We start from the raw sequence: 21,580 nt of genomic DNA on the forward strand, positions 1-21,580 counted from the left end.
AGAAACAATGGCAGCGAAGAAGAAGGTCACAGGTCTGATTAAGTTGCAGATCCAGGCCGGCGCCGCAAACCCCGCACCGCCGGTTGGTCCGGCGCTCGGTCAGCACGGCGTCAACATCATGGAGTTCTGCAAGGCGTACAACGCCGCGACAGAAAACCAGCGTGGAAATGTCATCCCAGTCGAGATCACCGTCTACGAGGACCGCTCGTTTGACTTCGTGCTCAAGACTCCTCCGGCAGCTGAACTCATCAAGAAGGCAGCTGGCGTGAAGAAGGGCTCTGGCGTTCCCCACACGACAAAGGTCGGCAAGCTCACCGACGCTCAGGTTGCTGAGATCGCAGAGCAGAAGATGCCAGACCTCAACGCCAACGATCTCGCTGGCGCGAAGCTCATCATCGCGGGCACTGCTCGTTCGATGGGCATCACTGTCGAGGGCTAGAACTCAATTCATTAGTGGGAGCGTCTGCCTGACGCATCAACCACGAACTCTTTTAGGAGAACAACATGGCAAAGAAGTCCAAAGCATATTTGGCAGCAGCCGAGAAGATCGAGGCTGACAAGCTGTACACCCCGGCTGAGGCTGTTTCGCTCGCTCGCGAGACCGGTTCGGCAAAGACCGACTCCACGGTTGAGGTCGCCCTCAAGCTCGGTGTCGACCCCCGCAAGGCAGACCAGATGGTCCGCGGTACCGTTTCTCTTCCTCACGGTACCGGTAAGGTCGCACGAGTCATCGTGTTCGCAACTGGTGCAGCAGCTGAGGCTGCAATCGCTGCGGGTGCCGACGAAGTCGGTAGCGACGAACTGATCGAGAAGGTCGCTGGCGGCTGGACCGCATTCGACTCCGCGGTCTCGAGCCCAGAGCTCATGGGTAAGGTCGGTCGTCTCGGTAAGGTCCTCGGACCCCGTGGCCTCATGCCGAACCCGAAGACCGGCACCGTGACGCCAGACGTCGCGAAGGCTGTCACCGACATCAAGGGTGGACGGATCGAGTTCCGCGTCGACAAGCACAGCAACGTGCACTTCGTCGTCGGCAAGTCGTCGTTCTCGCAGGAGCAGCTCGATGAGAACATCACCGCAGCGCTCGACGAGGTCGTTCGTTTGAAGCCATCCTCCTCGAAGGGTCGCTACATCCAGAAGGCAACCGTTTCCACGACCTTCGGTCCTGGAATCCCGGTCGACGTCACCGCGATCTAAGTTTCTTTCACGAACAAGCCCCCGGAGTGATCCGGGGGCTTTTTCGTGCGCTCACGAGTCGAAGCACGCACAGGCAACGGTGCCAGGTGCCAGGTGCCAGGTGCCAGGTGACCAGGTGATCAGGTGATGAGGTGGTGCTGGTACGCGAAGGCGATGACCTGCACTCTGCTGGCAAGGCCTAGTTTCATGAGGATCGCCCTGACGTGCGACTTCACGGTCGTCTCTGCGACGAACATGTCAGCCGCGATCTCCGCGTTCGATCGACCTCTCGCGAGGTGATCGAAAAACTCTCGCTCTCGTTTCGTCAAGAGCGAGACGGCCTGCTCGTTCGGTGTTGGGCGAGAACTCCCGAAGGCTTTGAAGAGGTCGAAGGTTTCCGCCGGAGCAATGACCTGCTGCCCTTCAACCACGGTGCGAATCGCGGAGATCAGGAACTCGCTCGTGGCGTCCTTCAAGAGAAAGCCACTCGCGCCCACTTGGATCGCTGATAGCACTGCGTGATCGTGACGAATGGTCGTGAGCACGATGATGTGCGGCGGGGTTTCAGGAGCGCTGGTTCGGATCGCTCGGGTTGCTTCGATGCCATCGAGCACCGGCATCCGGATGTCCATCAATACGACGTCGGGGGAGTGGGCGCCGACGGCAGCGATTGCCGCGGCGCCATCGTGAGCGAATCCGACGACTTCGAAGTCATCCTGACTTTCAAGGATCATCTGCATGCCAGTGCAGAACAGGTGCTGGTCGTCGACGATGAGAATCCGGGTCACGAGGCTTTTCCGTGCGCGTTGAATTTGTCGTTGAAGCGCTTTCCGTCGAGATCAACGCGTTGCCCGACCTGCGTCCAAGTGCTCTCGGGCTTGACCGTGCCTTCTTGGGCCGTCTCGCCCGGTTGTGCCGCGGGTCGTTCTGGCTGAGCCTGGGGAACGGCGAAGGGAATCGTCGGGAGCGTGTCTTCGGACATCGGATCAGTCGAGGGCCCCTGTGGTGTCGTCGTGTACGGCAAGTACCCGGTCACTACGAAGTCCTCGCCCTCGTCATCGATGTCGAGCCAGCCGCCGGCAAGCTTCGCTCGTTCGTGCATTCCCGCGATCCCGCGGCCAGGTACGCTCGGCAGCGCTTCCGGGTGCTTGCGGGAGGAGATTCCGAGCGTGAGGCCCGGACCGGTCCAGGTGAGGTTGACGACGATCGCAACCTCGTTGCCACCGTGGCGAAGCGCATTGGTGAGGCTTTCTTGCACGATCCGGTAGGCGGCGATCTCGCCGACCTTCGGGAGCGATCCCGGACGGCCGAGGCTATGGAAACTGACCTGCGGTCCGGCGCTGCGGATCTGATCGATGAGGGCTGGGATGTCGGCGATCACCGGTTGCGGGTGACGGGCATCGTCGCTCGACCGCTCGAGCAGCTGCCGAACCTCGACGAGTGCGAGGCGCGCGGTATCGCTGATCGTCTGCAGTACAGGGGCGATCCGTTCCGGATGCTGCGTGTGGGAGAGCCGCAATCCTTCGGCCTGTGCCGCCAAAACCGCGAGCGAGTGCGCCATGACATCGTGGAAGTCGTGCGTGAGGTCGCTGCGGAGGCGCTCATCGCGGAGTTCGTTCTCGACGACCGTGGCCCGCTCGGCGATCGCTTCTTTCGCCACCGAGGCTTCAACCGCGTCACGCCAGGCTCGAACGCCGAAGGCGATTCCGTAGACGGCCACCGCGATGACCACGGTCGCGAGCACGACGCCGAGATTGAAATACCCCATCGAGAAGAACCCGAACGCGAGCGCAACCACGCCGGTCGTGATGCCGAGGGGCAGGAGCAGACGGCGAGGGTTCGGAGCGCGAGCCAAAAGTACGGCGGTCGCGACGAGCGCAATGAGGAAGATGCCGATTGCGCGCTCGGGTGCAAAGACCGAGAGCGCTGCACCACCGATGAGGAGCCAGAACGCCACCGTCGGCTGCGCGATGAGGCAGGCGAGGCCTGCGAGCACGGCAACGGTCATGCCGGTGAGCCAGAACACGTCACTCGCCAGAGCGAGCATCGGGAGGAAGAGCACGAATGAGATCGCGGCCGGCCACCATTGGCGGGCGATCTGGTCGAATCGAGTGAGCGTCATGCCATCACCGTAATCCGAAGTACCCGCGCAGAAGTGCGATTCTGCGGTTTCCCCTCCCGAAGGAGGAGAAACTCGCGCGCGAAAGGATGAGGTCAGGCGACCTTGAGCACGAGCTTGCCGCGGACGTGCCCGGCTTCGAGGGTTTCGAACGCTTGCGCTGCCTCGTCCATTGGCAGCACGGACGCGACCTCCACCTTGACGTCGCCTGCATCGATGAGGCGAGAGATGATGCTGAGGTTCGCGCCATCGGGCTCGACCTTGACACCCGTTGCGCGCACCTGTGCTGCCTTGGCTGCCTCGGCGTACTCTGGCCACGAGCCCGTCGGCACGTTGATGTACAGGCCGCCCTGGCGCAGCACGTTCAGGGATCGCGATCCGGTGTCATCGTGGACGTTCCCGATCAGGTCGAGCACGACATCGACCTTGTCGACCACTTCCTCGAAGCGCTCGGTCTTGTAATCGACGACCTCGTTCGCGCCGAGCGATCGCACGAAATCGAGGTTCTTGCCCGAAGCGGTGCCAATGACGTGGGCGCCGAAATACCGTGCGAACTGCACTGCGAAATGCCCGACGCCGCCGGCCGCTGCGTGGATGAGGACACGTTGGCCGGAGTGCGCGCGAGCAACTCGAACGATCGCGTCCCAGGCCGTGAGGCCGGCAACGGGCACCGCGGCAGCCTCCACGAAACTCAGTGTTTCAGGCTTCCGGGCGATGCTGAGTGAGGAGACCGCAACGACTTCGGCGAAGGAGCCGAGCATCCGGGCCGGGTTCGCGATGCCGTACACCGCGTCGCCCACTTTCAAATCATGGTGTTCGTAGACCGCTTCGCGGATCGTGCCCGCGAAGTCGTTCCCCGGAACCCAAGGAAACGCCTGGATCCCTGCAGCGACGCCGCCACCGGCACGAGTCTTCGCATCGATCGGGTTGAGTCCTGCGGCGCGGACATCGATCAGAACCTCAGCACTGAGCTTCTTCGGCGTCTCGATTTCGCTGACGGTCGCAACTGACGGTGGCCCGAACTCGTTGACGGTAACTGCGCGCATGGAAACTCCTCTTCGTTCCCTTCAGGGTAGTGGGGCTTGGTGACGAGAGTGTTTCTGGAATACGTCTTGTGACGGCGCTCGATACTCTGATTCGGTGAACAGTTGGAACGGCGTCGGCGATGCGGCGGCTCTGAAGATCGCCACCCCGAATCGTTTCAGCGCAAGCAGGGCGCGAGAGCAAGCGGTCGCAGTCGTTTCGATCGTGCTGCTGATGGCAGGGTGCGCCGTCATCATGGCGGCCCGCCTGCAGTATGTCGGCTCGGCGTACATCAGCGAGGTCGGGTCCGCGGGCGTCCCGACAGAGCACATCTTCCGCGATGGATTCACGCTCCTCGTGATCGGGATCGCGCTCGCCGGCTTCTCGCTCCGACACGAACGATCTTCGGTCTCGGTGTTCTCTCGCTGGAGCGCGGGTGTCACGCTGTGGGTCGCAGCGGCCGCGCTCGGTATTGCGAGCGGGGTCACCTGCTCCATGTATTGCCCGACGCCGTTCAACCCTGCGTTCGCGATCCGAGATGTCATTCACATCTCGAGCGCGGTGATCGGCTTTGCGGGCGGTTGCTGGGCAATGCTCCAACTGGCGACCTCGCCGAGGCGCTCGCTTCGGATTGCCTCGGTTGTCAGCGCGGTCCTCGTCGCCGTGATCTCAGGCACCGGCGGAATCATGTCGCTGGCGAGTTGGAACACGCACATTGGCGGCAATCTCGAATTCATTGCCGCGGGGCTCGCCATGCTCTGGCTCTCAGGCTGCCTCGTCGCGATCCACTGGGGAACGCGGCGCGCGGTCGCCGAGTCCGCTCAGTAGGGCATCAGAAAGCTCTGCACGTGCTCCTGATACCAGTTCGTGACCGCGGCCTGGCCGTCGTCGCGTGCGGGTGAGAGCAGCACCCTGCATCGCAGGCCTTCCGCCCACTCGTGCGCGATCGACACCGGGTGCACCGGGTCGCGAGGACTCGCCAACACCACGCGCGGGATCTGAACCGATTCGAGTTCGTTCGCGGTATAGGCGCGGTTCCTCGGAATCTCGAGGAGGCGTTCGCGGCGCTCTCGCGCTCGGGGCTGCGTGACCTGCGCGTGCAGTGCGAGTCCACCAGCAGGGGAGAGCCGTTCGATGTCGGAGTACAACTTGGTGTCGAGCAGCGCGTCGAGCACCGTGTGCTGTGTCTCCTGTTCGAGGAGTTGCGCCATCAGCGGGAAGATCGTGAGGTTCTCGGGGAGTCCGTAGCTCGTGAAGCTCGGCCGGAGGAACGCGACCCGTTCAACGGGCAGGCGCCCGGAGAGCACGATGCGAAGCGCGATCGCCGCACCCATCGAGACGCCCACGATGTTGACCGGGGTGCGGTCCCACCGTGCGAGGAACTGCTCGACCGCGTCGTCTGCGAGGGAGTCGAATGCGAATTCGTCACCGCTTGCGCTGCGGGGGTTGTTCCCGTGCGACAGGATGTCTGGCGCGATGATCTGGCCCTGCACGCGAGCCGCGTAGGGGCGCATCTGGTTGCCCGAGCCGCCGAGGCCGTGCAAGAACAGGGTGCTCATCGATCGATCCTCTCGAGCAGTTGTTCGGCGAAGCCGATCAGCTTGTGGATCTCGTTCTCATCGCGCTCGACCCAGCGGTGTTGCGGGCGTCCGACGGGGACGAAGTCCCGGTGCTGTTCCCAGACGAAGAGCGTGCGTTCTGCGCCGAGCACATACTGCTGCCACCAGATCTGGCGGAGGTAGTTGCGAGGAATGCTGTCGAGCTGCTTCGAGGTGGTCTTGATTTCCGCGAGCAGGGTTCCGTCGTGGTTGACGCCATCTGGTGTCGCAAGGAAGCGGGGGCCGCCGTCAGCATGGAAGAGCGCGTCCGAGGGTGTGATCGAGAAGTGGTCTTCGACCCACCGTGCGATGAACGGCTCACGCGCATTGCCGTGTTCCGTGAAGGCGTTGCCACCGAAGGACCGTGGTGAGCGTTTCTCGAAGGCGACGTTGCGCACGGAGGTCGGGGTGCAGAGCTTTGCGGCGTCGGTTGCGGTCACGCCCTGCGAGCGAGCGCGGATCCATGCGATTCGGTCGCTGGAGCGAGCGACGATCCGTTCGGTGTGCGCGCTCGCTCCGAAGAGATCGAGTTCGGGGTGCGCGTGCATGCTTCTATTCTCTCGCGAACCTCAGTCAAATTGGGTGCCGCACCACGGAGATTCCTTCATAGGATTGACACAGAATACTCATCGGCGTATCCATAGTAATTCCTGAGTGAATAGACAGTATGAACGATTCAGCGAGTGCGCAGCTGCGAGCGCAACCTAAACTTCGGCGGCCAGATGGCTCACCGATTCGAATTCTCGTTGTCGACGACGAACAGAGCCTTGCCGATCTCGTTGCGATGGGTCTCAAGTACGAGGGCTGGGAAGTCCGAACGGTCGGCAACGGCCAGGCCGCTCTGCAAGCCGTCCGCGAATACCGTCCCGATGCAGTCGTCCTCGACATCATGCTGCCCGACATCGACGGGCTCACCGTGCTGCAGCGCATGCGCAGCGCCGGTTTTGAAGTCCCCGTCCTCTTCCTCACCGCAAAGGACTCGCTCGACGATCGCGTCGCGGGCCTGACCGCCGGTGGCGACGACTACGTGACCAAACCCTTCGGCCTTGAAGAAGTGGTCGCGAGACTTCGCGGTCTCATCCGTCGGAGCGCAGCGGTTGCCGAAGAGTCGAGTGTCTTGACCGTCGGCGATCTCACGCTCGACGAGGACAGTTATGAAGTCACCCGCGGTTCGACTCGCGTGGAACTCACCGCAACCGAGTTCGAGTTGCTGCGGTATCTCATGCGCAACCCTCGCCGGGTGCTGTCGAAGGCGCAGATCCTCGATCGGGTCTGGTCGTACGATTTCGGTGGTCGCGCGAGCGTCGTCGAGCTCTACATCTCCTACCTTCGCAAGAAGATCGACGTGCTCGGTGAACCGATGATCCACACGGTGCGAGGCGTCGGCTACCAACTGCGACCCGCGGAATGAGCAACGCAGGAGCGCGAAAGAAACGGTTCTCACTCGGATTCCCAGCGCATTTGAGTTTGCGCAAGCGGATCCTGTTTGTACTGATCGCGCTCCTGCTGCTCCTCAGTTTCGGCATCGGCTCTGCGAGTGTCGCCTCGATGCGCTTCGTGCTGGAAGGCCGAGTCGACGAGCAGGTGAAATCATTCGCCGACAACGTATCGACCGCGATCGCGCGTGGAGACGCGCGCATCGAACTCTCGCCCGGTGTGCTGTACGTCGACTCCAACCCGAACGTGCAATCCGTGTACGCACCAGGGTTCTACTCCTCGAAAGAAGTCGTCTCGATGTCGGATCGAGCGCACGTGCTCGAGGACTGCGTCTCGTCGGCCACCTATCCGCAGGACTGCACGCTCACCGAGTTCGGCCACTTCCGAGTGATGTCGATCCCGATCAGCACCGCCGCTGACGGCTCGGTGCTTCGAACCGTCGTGGTCGGTATCTCGACCGCGGAGACCAACCAGACGCTCGGTCAACTCGCCTTCGTCATTGTGATCTCAGCGCTCGCGGCGACCATGTTCGCGTACATCATCGGCGACGCGGTGCTTCGCCGAGCGCTCCGGCCACTCACCGAGGTCGTCGCAACGGCGGAGCGGATCTCGGCGCTCCCGCTCGACGAAGGTGAAGTGCAGCTTTCTGCGCGCGTGCCCGTCGAAGCGAGAAACACCGAGGTCGGCAGGGTTGGCACGAGCATGAACCGAATGCTCAACCACATCGAATCGTCCCTCGAATCGCGTGCCGCGAGTGAGCGGAAGGTTCGGCAGTTCGTCGCCGACGCGAGCCATGAGCTCCGCACGCCACTCGCCTCGATCAAGGGCTACGCGGAGATCACACGGAAGCACCAGGAGGGGCTCAGCGAAGACTCCCGGGTCTCGCTCGAACGCATTTCCATGGCATCCGAGCGCATGACCGCGCTCGTCAACGATCTCCTGCTGCTTGCTCGACTCGACGAGGGCCGCGAACTCGAACGAGACACGGTCGATCTCTCCTACATCGTCGTCGAGGCAGTTGCCGACGCGCAGGCCGCGGGCCCGAGCCACCGCATCGACCTCGAACTCCCCGAAGAGCCGATCGAGATCCGCGGCGATCGTCTGCGCGTGCAGCAGGTGGTCGCGAATCTGCTCGCGAACGCTCGGATTCACACGCCCGAGGGCACAGGAATCTCGGTTTCGCTGACGAGCAACGGGTCGTCGGCGAGCGTGCAGGTGCAGGATCGCGGTGAGGGCATCCCTGAAGACATCAAGGCGACCCTGTTCGAGCGCTTCGTACGAGGTGACCAGTCGCGCTCTCGCGTCGCGGGGTCGAGTGGGCTTGGGCTCTCGATCGTCAAGGCGATCGTCGAAGCACACGAGGGTGAGATCTCCGTGGAGAGTCGGCCGGGTGACACCCGGTTCCTGGTGACGCTCCCGTTGGCGAGCCCCGAAGGTGCTGCGCGCACTGCTCCACGATAATTCGCGGCAGTCCGCGCAGTCCGCGCAGTCCGCGCAGTCCGCGGTAGTCCGCGGTAGTCCGAATTAGTTCGCGGTGCTCGTCTCGCTGGTCGACGAGGGGTCTGCCGTCGGCTCGGCTTCTCCAGATCGCTCAGGATCCGAACGCGCGGGGTTCTCGTTCCGTGCGCCACGCGCATACACCCTGGCGTCTGGTCCAGACAGTGCCAGCAGGACGCCGATCTCGAGCGCGAAGGCGACGATCCCGCCGAACGACTCCGTCGCAGTGCCGAGCGCAGTCGAAGCGATCATGTACACGAGCGTTGCGCTCGAAATCAGCATTGCGAAAACTCGTGCAGCGTTGCTCCCGCGCATGATCGAAACAGCGAGAACGATCGGAACAATCGCGAGGGCAAGAAATACGAGCAGCACTGGAATCGACTGCACGAGACCGAGTAGCGAACTCGCATCTGCCGCATCGAGCGCGGCCAGTGCGTCGAGCACTTGGGCGCCCGCCGTTGAAGCCTGATCCCAGATTCCGAGGCCGAGTGTGAGTCCGAGGATCAGCCAGGCTCCCGAGCGAGCGAAGACGAGCGCCGCACCGAGGAGCGTGCCGAGGGGAGCGCGGCGGCGGTTCGCGTCTGCGTGCTGCACCTCGTAGCTCGTGTTGGGGAGCCCCGGCACTTCGTGCACCTGCACGATCGGAAGGTCGCCGTCGGTTCGAATCGCGTCGCCCCCGCCGTTCCGCGAGTGGTAGCCGCTGGAGAACTGCTCGATCACGCGCACGGAGGCAGCGACTCCCGATTCTGCGATCGTCGCCAGGATGAAGTCGCGCTCGGCGTCCGTATCTTGATCAATTCGGTGCGTGACCTGCAGGGTGAACAGGCTCACGCCGACTGCGGTGTCGAAGGTGCCGGCACCGATCCAGTCGACTCGATGGCCGCCGGGGAGGAGCCAGCCCTCGGGAGTTCTCCAGAATCGCACGTGGTGGCGCTTGGCCGGATTGCCATCGACCTCGCGCTGATAGGCGAAGTCGTGGCGCCGCCCGAAGAGGTAGAGGTCCGACACGGGCGCTTCCGGGTAGCTGCGTCGGAAGAGCGTCGAGACGATGATCCCCCAGGTGGAGCGAGGACTGATCTCGTCGGCCATCGTCCAGCCTGCTGCACGCATGGTCGCGTGCACACTGTTCTCGGGACCGTTGAGCGCGAGATTGACCGGGTCGCCAAGCAGGCCCTCCCGAGTGCGAGTTCGACCGATGAAGTAGTCGGGGAGGTAGATGCTCGAGAGCGCGCCGTGCAGCCTCGGGAGAATCAGATACGCCAACAGGACGTAGATCGGAATCACGAACCAGATGTTGCCGAGACCGCCGATGATCGCCTGCTGAGTGAGCAGAAGCACGAGCAGTGTCGCCGCGATGATGCCGATCCACAGGAACACGGCGTCGATCGCGCGAGACCAGCCGCTGCGCGAGTCGTGAATGATTCCGTGCGCTGCAGCGAAGTCCGCCAAAGCGTCTTTGAGGTCGTCGTAGGCGGCACGAGCGGTTTGCGGAAGGCTCGTGTGAGGATGCGTGCTCCGGGGTGCACGTCGTCCCTCTCGGCGCTCGTGCTCATCGCTCACGACGAGTTCGCTCGCATCGACTTCATTCTCTGCGGCTCGCTGCTCGTGCTGCGCTCTGTCCTCAGTCATGCGATGCTCCCCGGTTCGCTTTCAATCCTATGAGGGCGTCTTTTCGCTGCGAGATTGCGGTGCGCGCACGATCTGCACTACAGTGATCAAATACCGAAGACCGCTGGTTGTTGGTGTGCGCCCGAAAGGCGAACGTCAACCGAAGGTGTGCCAAATGGCTACAGCCCGCGCAGGTGAGAATTCAGCTGAAAAGCTTGTTTGCTCCTGCGTGTGCAGGAGCTTTTTTATGCCCGGCCACCAGCAACACGACTAAGGAGCGCCATGGCGAACAAGGAAGCTGCGGTTGCCGACCTCTCGAAGAAATTCGAAGAGTCGAGCGCCGTTCTGCTCACCGAGTACCGCGGACTCACTGTCGGCCAGCTGAAGACGCTGCGCCGTTCGATCAGTGAAGATGCGACCTACGCCGTGGTGAAGAACACGCTCACGAAGATTGCTGCAAACGGCGCGGGTATCACCGCTTTCGACGACACGCTCGTCGGCCCAACTGCAATCGCCTTTGTTCACGGAGACCCAGTCGCCGTTGCAAAGTCGTTGCGTGACTTCGCCAAGGCTAACCCTCAGCTTGTAGTGAAGGGCGGCTATTTCGATGGCAAGCCACTCTCTGCCGAAGAGGTCACCAAGCTCGCTGACCTCGAGTCCCGTGAAGTTCTGCTGGCGAAGCTCGCCGGTGCCTTCAAGGCCTCGCTGTTCGGAGCTGCATACATGTTCAACGCGCCACTCGCTCAGGCTGTTCGCACAGTCGAGGCATTGCGCGTCAAGCAGGAGTCCGCAGGCGAATAGCCCGCGTACCAAATTCACCACTCAACATAGGAGAAGAAGATGGCAAAGCTGTCGACTGAAGAACTGCTCGAGCAGTTCAAGGAGCTCACGCTCATCGAGCTCAGCGAGTTCGTAAAGGCATTCGAGGAGACCTTCGAGGTCACCGCTGCTGCACCTGTTGCTGCCGCTGCTGCTGCTGCACCTGCTGCTGCTGCTGAAGAGGTTGAAGAGAAGACCGAGTTTGACGTCGTTCTCGAATCAGCTGGTTCGGCAAAGATCCAGGTCATCAAGGTCGTCCGCGCTCTCACGAGCCTCGGCCTTGGCGAAGCAAAGGCACTCGTTGACGGAGCTCCTGGCACCGTTCTCGAAGGCGCAAACAAGGAAGCTGCTGACAAGGCAAAGGCTGACCTCGAAGAGGCTGGCGCAACCGTCACGCTCAAGTAGTCTTTTTGCACTGCTGACAACGCCGCATCCCATCGGGATGCGGCGTTGTTGCGTTCCGGGCGGAGGTGGCTGTCCACGTGAGCGGGCCTCGCGTGAGGGCGCTTGTGTGCGCTGAGCGGACAACTCCAGAAACCGGGGCGCTCAGTCGTACGCACGGCTTACTCTGAGATCATCATGACAATGCGTGGAGGCGGCGGACGGCCGCTACGGGTCGCCGGGCGCGACGAGGCCTTACAACGGGTCGAGAACGCTCAGGCACCGAAGATCCCAAACCTGCTCGGTCGAATCGGCTCGCTCTTCACCCCGTATCGCTCGGGCATCATTCTCACGATCGCCCTCGTCCTCCTCGTCGCGACGATCAGCGTCTTTCCGCCACTGCTGGTGCAGCAGGTCTTCGACCGTGCGCTCTTTCCGCCGAACAACGAGCCGAACATGCCGCTCCTGTTCGAATTGCTCGCGCTCATGGTGGGGCTCATCATCGCCTCCAATGTGCTCGGCATCTGGCAGACGCTCCTGACCGCACGAATCGGCAACCGGGTCATGGGTGATCTGCGCACCAAGCTCTTCGACCATTTGCAGCGGATCGAACTCGCGTTCTTCACGCGTACGAAAACGGGCGTGATTCAATCGCGGCTGCAAAACGATGTCGGTGGCGTCGCCAATGTGCTCTCCAATACGGTTTCGAGCGTTGTCGGCAACACCGTGACCGTGATCGCCTCGCTCGTCACGATGCTCGTGCTGTCGTGGCAACTCACGCTCGTGTCGATCATCCTGATGCCGGTCCTCGTGCTCGTACAACGCAAGGTCGGTCAGATCCGGGCTCGCATCGCGACCAAAACACAAGAGTCCTTGAGCGAGATGACCGCGATCACACAAGAATCGCTCGGAGTCAGCGGCATCCTGCTCGCGAAGTCCTTCGGTCGGCAACGCGACGAATCCGCTCGGTACGCGCGAGAGAACGATCAGCAGGTTCGACTCCAAGTGCAGCTACAGATGACCGGGCAGTGGTTCTTCGCGCTGGTCTCCACCTTCATCGCGATCCTGCCTGCGATCATCTACCTCATCGCGGCTTTCTTGATCACGGGAGATTTCGAAGGCGTGACCGCGGGGACGATCGTCGCCTTCACTACCGTGCAAGCGCGCTTGCTGATGCCGATGATGGGGCTGCTCCGCGTTGCGCTCGACCTGCAGACCTCCGGTGCGCTCTTCGCGCGCATCTTCGAGTATCTCGACCTGCGCCCTGCGATTCAGGACGCCCCTGACGCTCGATCCGTGAACACCGAACGCCTCGGCGCGGTCGAATTCGATGCGGTGACGTTCCGATACCCGGATGCTGCAGAGACCGAACCGCCGACGCTCGATGCAGTGAGCTTCTCCGTCGAGCCCGGTCAGTTCGTCGCGTTCGTCGGCTCGAGCGGCGCGGGCAAGACGACCATCGGCTATCTCATTCCCAGGCTGCACGAAGCCAGCGGCGGTGCAGTGAAGTTCGCTGGTGATGACGTGCGTGAGCTCAAGCAGGAAAGCCTGATCGAGCACATCGGGATCGTGAGCCAGGAGACCTACCTGCTGCACGCCTCGATCGCAGAGAACCTCCGGTATGCGAAGCCCGACGCGAGCGACGCAGAGCTCGTCGAGGCGGCGCGGGCTGCGAACATCCTCGAGACGATCACCTCATTCCCTGAAGGCTTCGACACCATCGTGGGGGAGCAGGGCTACCGTCTCTCGGGCGGGGAACGGCAACGCGTCGCACTCGCGCGGGTGCTTTTGAAGGACCCGAAGGTGCTCATCCTCGACGAGGCGACGAGCGCGCTCGACACTGTTTCCGAACGCGTAGTGCAGCGAGCGCTCGACGCGGCGGCGCATGGCCGCACCACGATCTCAATCGCGCACCGGCTCTCCACCATTCGTGACGCGGACGTCATCGTCGTGCTCGATCACGGGCGCATCGTCGAGCAGGGCACCCACGAGGAACTCCTTGCCCGCGAGGACGCGTACGCGCGTTTGCATTCCGAACAGGACTCACTCCGGCCCTGAGCCGGGCGCTTCATCTGGAGTCTTTGTCGCGTCATCGCCGTCGGTGGTCGTTAGGCTGGAGGCAAGGGAAGGGGCGACCATTGCACTACGCAGAATCGGTGCTTGACCTGATCGGAAACACTCCGCTCGTCAAGCTCAAGAAGGTCACCGAAGGCGTCGCCGCAACGGTGCTGGTCAAGCTCGAATATTTGAACCCGGGTGGTTCCGCGAAGGACCGAATCGCGGTCGCGATGATCGACGCGGCCGAGCGCGACGGACTCCTGCAGCCAGGAGGAACGATCGTCGAGCCGACGAGCGGCAACACCGGCGTCGGTCTCGCGCTCGTCGCGCAGCAGCGCGGCTACAAATGCATCTTCGTCTGCCCCGACAAAGTCGGCGAGGACAAGCGCTCAGTGCTGCGCGCCTATGGCGCGGAGGTCGTCGTGACCCCGACCTCCGTTGAGCCCTCCAGCCCGGAGTCGTATTACAGCGTGAGCGATCGGATCGCTCGCGAAACCCCTGGTGCGTATAAGCCAGACCAGTACTTCAACCTCAATGGCCCAAAGAGCCACTACGAATCGACCGGCCCAGAAATCTGGCGCGACACGAACGAACAGATCACGCACTTCGTTGCCGGCGTGGGTACGGGCGGCACGATCAGCGGCACGGGCCGGTTCTTGAAAGAAGCCTCGAATGGGACGGTGCGCATCATTGGCGCTGATCCGGAGGGTTCGATCTACTCGGGCGGCACTGGCCGCCCCTACCTCGTCGAAGGTGTCGGCGAAGACATGATGCCCGGTGCCTACGACCCGGACGTCGTCGACGAGATCATCGCGGTGAACGACGCGGAGTCGATCGCCATCACGCGCCGACTCGCGCGAGAAGAGGGCATCCTCGTTGGCGGCTCGAGCGGACTCGCCGTTGCAGCGGCACTTCGAATGGCGAAGGACCTACCGGCCTCTGCGGTCGTGGTCGTGCTCCTTCCGGATTCGGGCCGTGGCTACCTCGGCAAGATTTTCAATGACGAGTGGCTGCGCAGCTACGGCTTCGGCAACTCCGAGCCGGGGTCGACCGTCGCGGATGTCGTGGCGACGAAGGGCGAGGGCGGAGTGCTCCCGGCCCTCGTGCACACGCACCCTGGCGACACGATTCGCGACGCCATCGGGCAGATGCAGAAGTACGGCGTCAGCCAAATGCCGGTGCTGGCGGCTGAACCTCCCGTGGTGATCGGCGAAGTCGTCGGAAGCGTTGACGAGCGCGGACTCCTCGACGCCGTCTTCACCGGTCGCGCAGCAATGACCGACGCGATCGCACAGCACCAACAGGCTCCGCTCCCGCTCGTGGGGGCGAACGAGCCGGTGAAATCTCTCCGCCAGCAACTCGGGAATCACGATGCACTCCTCGTTGTTGACGGCGGAAGGGCCATCGCGGTCCTGACTCGACACGACCTTCTTACCTACCTCAGCGGAGAACAGGCATGACACAGCAGCACGGCTTTGCAACTCGAGCGATTCACGACGGACAGCCCGCCGACCCGCGGACCGGCGCCGTAATTCCGCCGCTCCACTTCTCGACCACCTACGTGCAAGACGGAGTCGGCAACTATCGCGAGGGCTACGAGTACAGCCGTGCGGGCAACCCGACTCGAGACGCGTTCCAGACGCAGCTTGCAAGCCTCGAAGGCGGCACGCGCGCCTTCGCGTTCCCGAGTGGGCTGTCGGCCGAAGACTCTCTGCTCCGAGCCGCACTGAAGCCGGGCGATCACGTGCTCATGTCGAACGACGTCTACGGCGGAACGCACCGTCTCGTCTCGAAGATCTGGGCGAAGTGGGGAATCGAGCTCTCGACCTGCGATTTCACCGATCTCGACGCCGTTCGGGCTGCAGTTCGACCGAACACGAAGATGCTCTGGGTCGAGACGCCCTCGAATCCGCTCATGAAGATCACCGATCTCGCCGCAATGGCTGAGATCGCTCGGGACGCGGGCGCGATCTCGGTCGCTGACAACACCTTCGCGACCCCGTTCCTGCAACAGCCCCTGTCGCTCGGGATCGACGCCGTCGTCCACTCGACGACCAAGTACATCGGTGGGCACTCCGACATCCTCGGTGGTGCCGTCATTACGAGCGATGCAGCGCTCGCCGAGGAGATCAACTTCGTACAGTTCGGCGCGGGGCCAGTGGCCTCCCCGTTCGACTCCTGGATGTCGGCCCGCTCACTGAAGACGCTCGCGATCCGTGTCGAGCGCCACTGCGAGAACGCGCGGCTCGTCGCTGAAGCGCTCGAAGGTCACTCGGCTGTGGAGGCCGTCTACTACCCGGGGCTCGAGAGCCACCCGGGTCATGCCTTGGCTGCATCGCAGATGAGCGGATTCGGCGGCATGGTGTCGCTCGCGGTTCGTGGCGGAGCGGAAAGCGCGCACAAGCTGCTGAACGGCACTGAGCTCTTCCAGTTGGCCGAATCGCTCGGAGGTATCGAGTCGTTGATCTGCTACCCGTCCGAGATGACGCACGCCTCCGTGCGCGGGACCGAACTCGAAGTGCCGGAGAACATCGTGCGGCTCTCCGTCGGAATCGAGAACGCAGACGATCTCGTCGCCGACCTGTTGTCGACGCTCGACACGATTGCCTCGTAAGCGTGTCGACTGACGACCTGAACTCCGATCCGGCCGACTGGGATCCTCAGCAGGATTCCGAACTCGAAGTCGTGGCCAGTGTCGCGGCGCCGATCGACCAGGTGTTCGCGGCCTGGAGCACCGAGATGATGCCGCAGTGGTGGTGGCCGATGTGGGACGACGTCCACTACGACTTCGAACCCGTGCCCGGTCGCGGGTGGCGAATCCGCACAATCGAGGGCGGCATCGGTGTCCACGGCGAATTCATCGAGGTTGAAGACGGTGAACAGCTCGATTTCACGTGGATCTGGGAGGGCGGTCACGCTGATGGCAGCCTGCGCCAGGAATCGGTCACGGTGAAGTTCTCCGAGTTCGAAGACGACACGATCGTGCGGGTCACGCAGAGCGCATCAGACGACGAGATCGACTCGCTCACGGACGGGTGGCAGGACTGCCTCACTCGCTTGGAAGAACTCTTCGACTGACGTCGGCGCATCCCGGCGCGTCGCAATGACCCGTCATCGACATCGGAGTCCTCGTTCGCAAGGGGGCTCCGTCGTCGTCTGAGAGGCGTAGGCTAGGTCAGTTGCGCTGTGATCGACGCGCTTCGCCCGAAAGGAAGTCATGGTGTTCCGCCGAGCCCAAACCTGGGTTGTCCGACCTGCAATCTGCGCAGGTGTCCCGTCTGTCCGAACCGAAACGAGGTTCGCAGCATGAGCGGCACCGCAGCACACCCGGGATCGCTCCTCGGCCCAGGTCGTCGGCTTGCCTACATTCTGATCCTCGGCGCGTGCACGGCGCTCGGTCCATTCACGATCGACCTGTACCTCCCGGCGTTCCCGGCGGTGAAGGAAGAGTTCGGCATCGGCGACGCCGTCGTGCAGATGACTCTCTCGGCCACCATGCTCGGATTCGCGCTCGGTCAGCTGATCGTCGGCCCGCTCTCTGATCGGCTCGGTCGACGAGTGCCGCTCGTCGTCGCCACGCTGATCCATGTGCTCGCGAGCATCGGTGTTGCACTCGCCCCCACCATCGAAATGCTCGCTGCGTTCCGTGTGCTGCAAGGGCTCGGCTGTGCGGCGAGCGCCGTGGTCGCGATGGCGATGGTGCGCGACATGTTCGCCGGAAAGCCGCTGGTCAAAATGCTCTCGAGGCTCGCGCTCGTGCAGGGGCTCGCGCCGATCCTCGCACCGATCATCGGATCGCAGTTGCTGCAGGTCACCGATTGGCGCGGCATCTTCTGGGTCCTTGCGGTGTACTCGGTCCTCGTCGTGGCTGCCGTCTCGATCTTCCTGCACGAGACGCTGCCTGCGGAGCGACGCTCGGTCGCGGGGCACTCGACACTTGGTCAGCGCTACAAGGCGGTGCTCGGCGACCGGGTGTTCATCGGCGCGGCAATCATCGGTGGCATGACCTTCGGTGGTCTCTTCGCCTACCTCTCGACGTCGTCGCTACTCCTGCAAGACGTGTACGGGCTGAGCGAAACCGAGTTCGGGTTCGTTTTCGCCATCTGCTCGATCGGGGTGTTCCTCGGTGTCCAGGTCAGTGCGCGGCTGCAAGCGAAGATCGGCCCACAGTGGGTGCTCGCGGGCTCGACCGCCGCGACCGTGTTCGCCGGATCGCTCGTCCTCGCAAGTGAGCTCTCGGGGTTCGGACTCTTCGGTCTCGTCCCTGCGCTGTTCATCTTTACGACCTGCGTCGGCCTCTCCATGCCCTGTGTGCAGGTGCTCGCCCTCAATCAGCACGGTGCAGAAGCGGGAACTGCGGCGAGCTTGCTCGGGGCGATGAACTTCGGAATCGCGGGGCTGCTCTCGCCGATCGTCGGTGCATTCGAGATCACGAACGGTGTGCCGATGGCGCTCGTGATCATCGCCGCGTCCAGCGTGAGTGTCCTCACGCTCTGGTTCGTCGTCCGACCAAAGCAGGTGGCTGCGCTGAGCGATTAGAGCGCCGTCGCGGCCCAGGGATCTCGCATCGTGCATGGTCGGGAATTCCATAGCCAAACTGCGGTTGCTCTGCCTACGATGCAGTATGAGAATCCTGCTGATCGGTGTCGGTGGTGTTGGCGAAGCGTTCGCGAAGATCGCCGCCCGACGATCGTTCTATGACCACATTGCCCTCGCTGACTACTCGGTCGAGCGGGCAGAATCCTGCCTGACCTCGATCGCGGAGCGTGAGGGGCAAGAAGGAGCGGCACGCTTCTCGACGCATCAGCTCGATGCGAGTGACCCGGAGGCGATCACAGCGCTCGCGATCACGGTCGAGGCGACGCACATCATGAATGCGGTGGAGCCGTCCTTCGTTGACGCGATCTTTGCCGCCGCAGGCGAAGCGCACTGCACCTACATCGACATGGCGATGAGTCTGTCGAAGCCGCACGAATCGGCACCGCATTCGAGCCCCGGTGTCATGCTCGGTGATCGTCAGTTTGCCGAGCACGATCACTGGAAAGACGCAGATCGACTGGCGCTCGTGGGTATGGGCGTCGAGCCGGGGCTTTCAGACGTCTTCGCTCGATATGCCGCTGATGAGCTGTTCTCTTCGATCGAGGAACTGGGAGTTCGTGACGGAGCAAACCTCGTTGTTCGCGACGAGGAGGGGCGGGAGCTCTTTGCGCCGTCCTTCAGTATTTGGACGACGATCGAGGAATGCTTGAATCCTCCTTTGCTCTGGGAGCGCGGTCGAGGCTGGTTCACGACTGAGCCGTTCAGCGAGCCCGAGGTGTTCGAATTTCCCGAGGGGATCGGCCCGGTCGAATGCGTCAACGTCGAGCACGAAGAAGTCGTCTTGATGCCGCGCTGGATTGAAGCCGAACGGGTGACCTTCAAATACGGGCTCGGCAGCGAGTTCATCGGGGTGCTCAAGACACTCAATCTGCTCGGCCTCGACAGTACAAACCCGGTGCAGGTGCGCAGTGCGAATGGCCCGGTGCCGGTCGCGCCGCGAGATGTGGTGGCCGCGGTGCTGCCGAATCCGGCGACGATCGGACCTCGCATGACGGGGAATACGTGTGCCGGAGTGAACGTCACCGGTGTCGGTGTCGATGGTGCTCCTCGCGAAACCTATCTCTATCACGTGAGCGACAACGAGTGGACTATGGCTGAGTACGGTGTGCAGTGCGTGGTCTGGCAGACCGCGCTGGCGCCAGTGATCGCGCTCGAACTGCTCGCCGCGGGCACCTGGTCTGGCGCTGGAGTGCTCGGGCCGGAAGCCTTTGATGCTCGTCCCTTCCTCGAACTCATGTCAAAGCCCATCGAGGAGGGTGGCTACGGTCAGCCCTGGGGCCTCCGGGATGCCACTGACGTCGGGGGAGCAGAATGACGAGCTTGTCTGGCGACGAACTCGAGCGTGCTCGCGCCGCGGTCGAAGCAGCGAAAGCGGCGCAGGCGGCGGCCGAGCGGGCACTGCAGGAAGCTGAGCAACGTGCCGCAGAGGCGGCGAACCACAGTGCCACTCCACCTGCGGAGCAAGCGGCGCCCGCGGAGCAAGCTGCGCCGGCGGAGCAAATTGCATCTGCGGAGCAAGCTGCACCAGCAGTCCAGTCTGAAGCGTCGGTCGTTGCATCACACGAGGGCAGCACTGGCCCGCTCGCTGAGCCTGATGTCGAGACGATCCGTGCCGCGTACGGGTTCGAGGGTGCCGCGCTCGATATGGGTGCGCTCGTCAACGGGGATCCACGCCCAGAGGTGCAGATTCGGATCCCGCTCGCGATGCTGAATAGGCACGGACTCATTGCCGGCGCCACAGGAACGGGAAAAACCAAAACGCTTCAGGGCCTGGCTGAACAGGTGAGCGCCCATGGCGTCCCGGTCTTCGCTGTTGACATCAAGGGAGATCTCTCTGGGATCTCGGCGCCCGGCGTTTCGAGCGAGAAGCTCTTGGAACGTACCCGCGGAATTGGTCAAGACTGGAGCCCGCTGGCCGCTCCCGTGGACTACTTCGCGCTCGGCGGGGTGGGGTCAGGTGTGCCCTTGCGCGCCTCGGTCTCGAGCTTCGGGCCGTTGTTGCTCGCGAGAGTGCTCGGGCTGAACCAGACCCAGGAGTCGAGCCTGACGATCCTGTTCGCCTATGCCGACCGCGCGGGGCTTGCACTGGTCGATCTGAAGGACGTGCGCGAACTGCTCGTGTTCCTGACGAGCGACGACGGCAAGGCCGAACTCGCGGACATCGGGGGCATCTCCAAGCAGACCGCCGGGGTGATTCTGCGGGAGATCACTGTGCTCGCTGAGCAGGGCGCCGAAGTGTTCTTCGGCGAGCCCGAGCTTGCAGTGAGCGACTTCCTGCGGCTCTCACCGGACGGTCGAGGCGTCGTGAGCTTGCTCGAAGTTCCCGAGCTCCGAAACCAACCGGCGCTCTTTTCGACCTTCATCATGTGGTTGCTTGCGGAGCTCTTCGAAGAACTCCCGGAGGTCGGCGACATCGAGAAGCCGAAGCTGGTGTTCTTCTTCGACGAGGCGCACCTGCTGTTCGCGGACGCGTCGAAGGCCTTTCTCGCCGCGGTCACTCAGACGGTGCGATTGATCCGCTCGAAGGGGGTCGGCGTGTTCTTCGTCACCCAGACCCCGAAGGATGTGCCTGCAGATGTGCTCGCTCAGCTCGGCTCGAGGGTGCAGCACCAGTTGCGAGCGCACACCCCTGACGACGCGACTGCGCTGCGGCAGACGGTTCGTACGTATCCCAAGAGCGGGTACGACCTTGAGTCGGTGCTGACGACGCTCGGAACGGGGGAGGCCATCGTTACGGTGATGAACGAGAAGGGGGCGCCGACTCCGGTCGCGTGGACTCGCATCCGTGCACCGCGCAGCTCGATGGACGCGGTTGCCGCGGCCGAGATGCAGGCCGCGGTCGCGGCCTCGACGTTGCAGGCGAAGTACGGCACCGCGATTGATCGAGAGTCTGCGTACGAGATCCTGAACGCCCGGCTGCAGGAGGCCGACAATCGTCGAGCCGCCGAGGAGCAAGCGAAAGAAGCAGCCGCAGCCCAAAAGCAGGCCGAGACGGAGCAGGAGCGGCTTCGTCGCGAGCGCGAGAAGGAGGCTCGGGAGTATGAGCAGCGCGCTCGTCGCGGAGCTGGAACCACGCGCACGTCGAGCGGTTCTGGTCGTTCGCGCTCGACAACCGGTCGTGCGACAACGGCGGGCGCGGGGAATCCGGTTACCGACTTCCTCGGTTCGCGATCCGGCCAAGCCATGGTGCGCGACATCGTGCGCGGAGTGTTCGGCACGCTGAAGAAGCGGAAGTAGCTCGCGCCCTGCTTCGTCCTCGCAATTACTT

Annotated in this window: 20 protein-coding genes; 14 read left to right on the forward strand and 6 right to left on the reverse strand. The window is 63.2% G+C overall.

Going from position 1 to position 21,580, the window contains the following annotated elements:
* Nucleotides 1-7 precede the first annotated feature (7 nt).
* Nucleotides 8-439 (forward strand): 50S ribosomal protein L11, encoded by a 432-nt coding sequence (gene rplK / locus U2H20_RS10525; protein WP_430592236.1) that lies wholly within the window; start codon nt 8-10, stop codon nt 437-439.
* 65 nt (nt 440-504) lie between these two features.
* A complete protein-coding gene (gene rplA / locus U2H20_RS10530) occupies nt 505-1,194 on the forward strand; it encodes a 50S ribosomal protein L1 (protein WP_430592237.1) in 690 nt (229 codons plus the stop codon).
* A gap of 119 nt (nt 1,195-1,313) precedes the next feature.
* Here rplA and U2H20_RS10535 read toward each other — a convergent pair whose 3' ends face one another.
* The 3 genes from U2H20_RS10535 to U2H20_RS10545 form a co-directional block, all read right to left on the reverse strand.
* The gene (locus U2H20_RS10535) at nt 1,314-1,961 is read right to left on the reverse strand and encodes a response regulator (RefSeq protein WP_430592238.1); all 648 of its coding nucleotides are present in this window, start codon (nt 1,959-1,961) and stop codon (nt 1,314-1,316) included.
* Nucleotides 1,958-3,295, reverse strand: coding sequence for a histidine kinase (locus tag U2H20_RS10540; RefSeq protein ID WP_430592239.1), 1,338 nt, complete (start codon nt 3,293-3,295; stop codon nt 1,958-1,960). The genes U2H20_RS10535 and U2H20_RS10540 overlap by 4 nt, the downstream gene beginning before the upstream one ends.
* A 92-nt stretch (nt 3,296-3,387) precedes the next feature.
* The gene (locus tag U2H20_RS10545) at nt 3,388-4,338 is read right to left on the reverse strand and encodes an NADP-dependent oxidoreductase (protein ID WP_430592240.1); all 951 of its coding nucleotides are present in this window, start codon (nt 4,336-4,338) and stop codon (nt 3,388-3,390) included.
* A gap of 94 nt (nt 4,339-4,432) precedes the next feature.
* Here U2H20_RS10545 and U2H20_RS10550 point away from each other — a divergent pair, with 94 nt between their 5' ends.
* Nucleotides 4,433-5,143: a DUF998 domain-containing protein gene (locus U2H20_RS10550; RefSeq protein ID WP_430592241.1), complete on the forward strand. Its 711-nt coding sequence runs from the start codon at nt 4,433-4,435 to the stop codon at nt 5,141-5,143.
* Here U2H20_RS10550 and U2H20_RS10555 read toward each other — a convergent pair.
* Nucleotides 5,137-5,874: an alpha/beta fold hydrolase gene (locus U2H20_RS10555; protein ID WP_430592242.1), complete on the reverse strand. Its 738-nt coding sequence runs from the start codon at nt 5,872-5,874 to the stop codon at nt 5,137-5,139. The genes U2H20_RS10550 and U2H20_RS10555 overlap by 7 nt on opposite strands.
* Nucleotides 5,871-6,461: a YqaJ viral recombinase family protein gene (locus U2H20_RS10560; protein ID WP_430592243.1), complete on the reverse strand. Its 591-nt coding sequence runs from the start codon at nt 6,459-6,461 to the stop codon at nt 5,871-5,873. Before U2H20_RS10560 ends, U2H20_RS10555 begins: the two co-directional genes overlap by 4 nt.
* Before the next feature lie 119 nt (nt 6,462-6,580).
* Between U2H20_RS10560 and U2H20_RS10565 the strand changes: the two genes are divergently transcribed.
* Together U2H20_RS10565 and U2H20_RS10570 are read left to right on the forward strand one after the other, a co-directional pair.
* Complete coding sequence (locus tag U2H20_RS10565; protein WP_430592244.1) at nt 6,581-7,324, forward strand: response regulator transcription factor; 744 nt, start codon at nt 6,581-6,583, stop codon at nt 7,322-7,324.
* Complete coding sequence (locus tag U2H20_RS10570; RefSeq protein WP_430592245.1) at nt 7,321-8,811, forward strand: sensor histidine kinase; 1,491 nt, start codon at nt 7,321-7,323, stop codon at nt 8,809-8,811. Before U2H20_RS10565 ends, U2H20_RS10570 begins: the two co-directional genes overlap by 4 nt.
* Nucleotides 8,812-8,874: 63 nt before the next feature.
* On the opposite strand, the gene U2H20_RS10575 is transcribed toward U2H20_RS10570, so the two are convergent.
* A complete protein-coding gene (locus tag U2H20_RS10575; protein ID WP_430592246.1) occupies nt 8,875-10,476 on the reverse strand; it encodes an LssY C-terminal domain-containing protein in 1,602 nt (533 codons plus the stop codon).
* Between the two features lie 261 nt (nt 10,477-10,737).
* Here U2H20_RS10575 and rplJ point away from each other — a divergent pair, with 261 nt between their 5' ends.
* The 9 genes from rplJ to U2H20_RS10620 all read left to right on the forward strand — a co-directional run bounded on the left by rplJ (nt 10,738) and on the right by U2H20_RS10620 (nt 21,549).
* The gene (gene rplJ, locus U2H20_RS10580; protein WP_430592247.1) at nt 10,738-11,256 is read left to right on the forward strand and encodes a 50S ribosomal protein L10; all 519 of its coding nucleotides are present in this window, start codon (nt 10,738-10,740) and stop codon (nt 11,254-11,256) included.
* 39 nt (nt 11,257-11,295) lie between these two features.
* Nucleotides 11,296-11,679 carry a 50S ribosomal protein L7/L12 gene (gene rplL / locus U2H20_RS10585; RefSeq protein WP_430592248.1) on the forward strand — a complete coding sequence of 128 codons (384 nt, stop codon included), beginning with the start codon at nt 11,296-11,298 and terminating at the stop codon, nt 11,677-11,679.
* A gap of 174 nt (nt 11,680-11,853) precedes the next feature.
* Nucleotides 11,854-13,713, forward strand: coding sequence for an ABC transporter ATP-binding protein (locus tag U2H20_RS10590; RefSeq protein ID WP_430592249.1), 1,860 nt, complete (start codon nt 11,854-11,856; stop codon nt 13,711-13,713).
* Between the two features lie 80 nt (nt 13,714-13,793).
* Nucleotides 13,794-15,173, forward strand: coding sequence for a cystathionine beta-synthase (locus U2H20_RS10595; RefSeq protein WP_430592250.1), 1,380 nt, complete (start codon nt 13,794-13,796; stop codon nt 15,171-15,173).
* The gene (locus U2H20_RS10600; RefSeq protein ID WP_430592251.1) at nt 15,170-16,327 is read left to right on the forward strand and encodes a cystathionine gamma-synthase; all 1,158 of its coding nucleotides are present in this window, start codon (nt 15,170-15,172) and stop codon (nt 16,325-16,327) included. Before U2H20_RS10595 ends, U2H20_RS10600 begins: the two co-directional genes overlap by 4 nt.
* A 2-nt stretch (nt 16,328-16,329) precedes the next feature.
* Nucleotides 16,330-16,791 (forward strand): SRPBCC family protein, encoded by a 462-nt coding sequence (locus U2H20_RS10605; protein ID WP_430592252.1) that lies wholly within the window; start codon nt 16,330-16,332, stop codon nt 16,789-16,791.
* A 228-nt stretch (nt 16,792-17,019) separates the two neighbouring features.
* A complete protein-coding gene (locus U2H20_RS10610; RefSeq protein WP_430592253.1) occupies nt 17,020-18,252 on the forward strand; it encodes a multidrug effflux MFS transporter in 1,233 nt (410 codons plus the stop codon).
* An 85-nt stretch (nt 18,253-18,337) separates the two neighbouring features.
* Nucleotides 18,338-19,627, forward strand: a complete 1,290-nt coding sequence (locus tag U2H20_RS10615) for a saccharopine dehydrogenase family protein (protein ID WP_430592254.1) — start codon at nt 18,338-18,340, stop codon at nt 19,625-19,627.
* Nucleotides 19,624-21,549 carry a helicase HerA-like domain-containing protein gene (locus U2H20_RS10620; RefSeq protein WP_430592255.1) on the forward strand — a complete coding sequence of 642 codons (1,926 nt, stop codon included), beginning with the start codon at nt 19,624-19,626 and terminating at the stop codon, nt 21,547-21,549. Before U2H20_RS10615 ends, U2H20_RS10620 begins: the two co-directional genes overlap by 4 nt.
* The last annotated feature ends 31 nt before the right edge of the window (nt 21,550-21,580 follow it).

This window comes from Humidisolicoccus flavus (assembly GCF_045689595.1).
GTDB lineage: Bacteria > Actinomycetota > Actinomycetes > Actinomycetales > Microbacteriaceae > Humidisolicoccus > Humidisolicoccus flavus.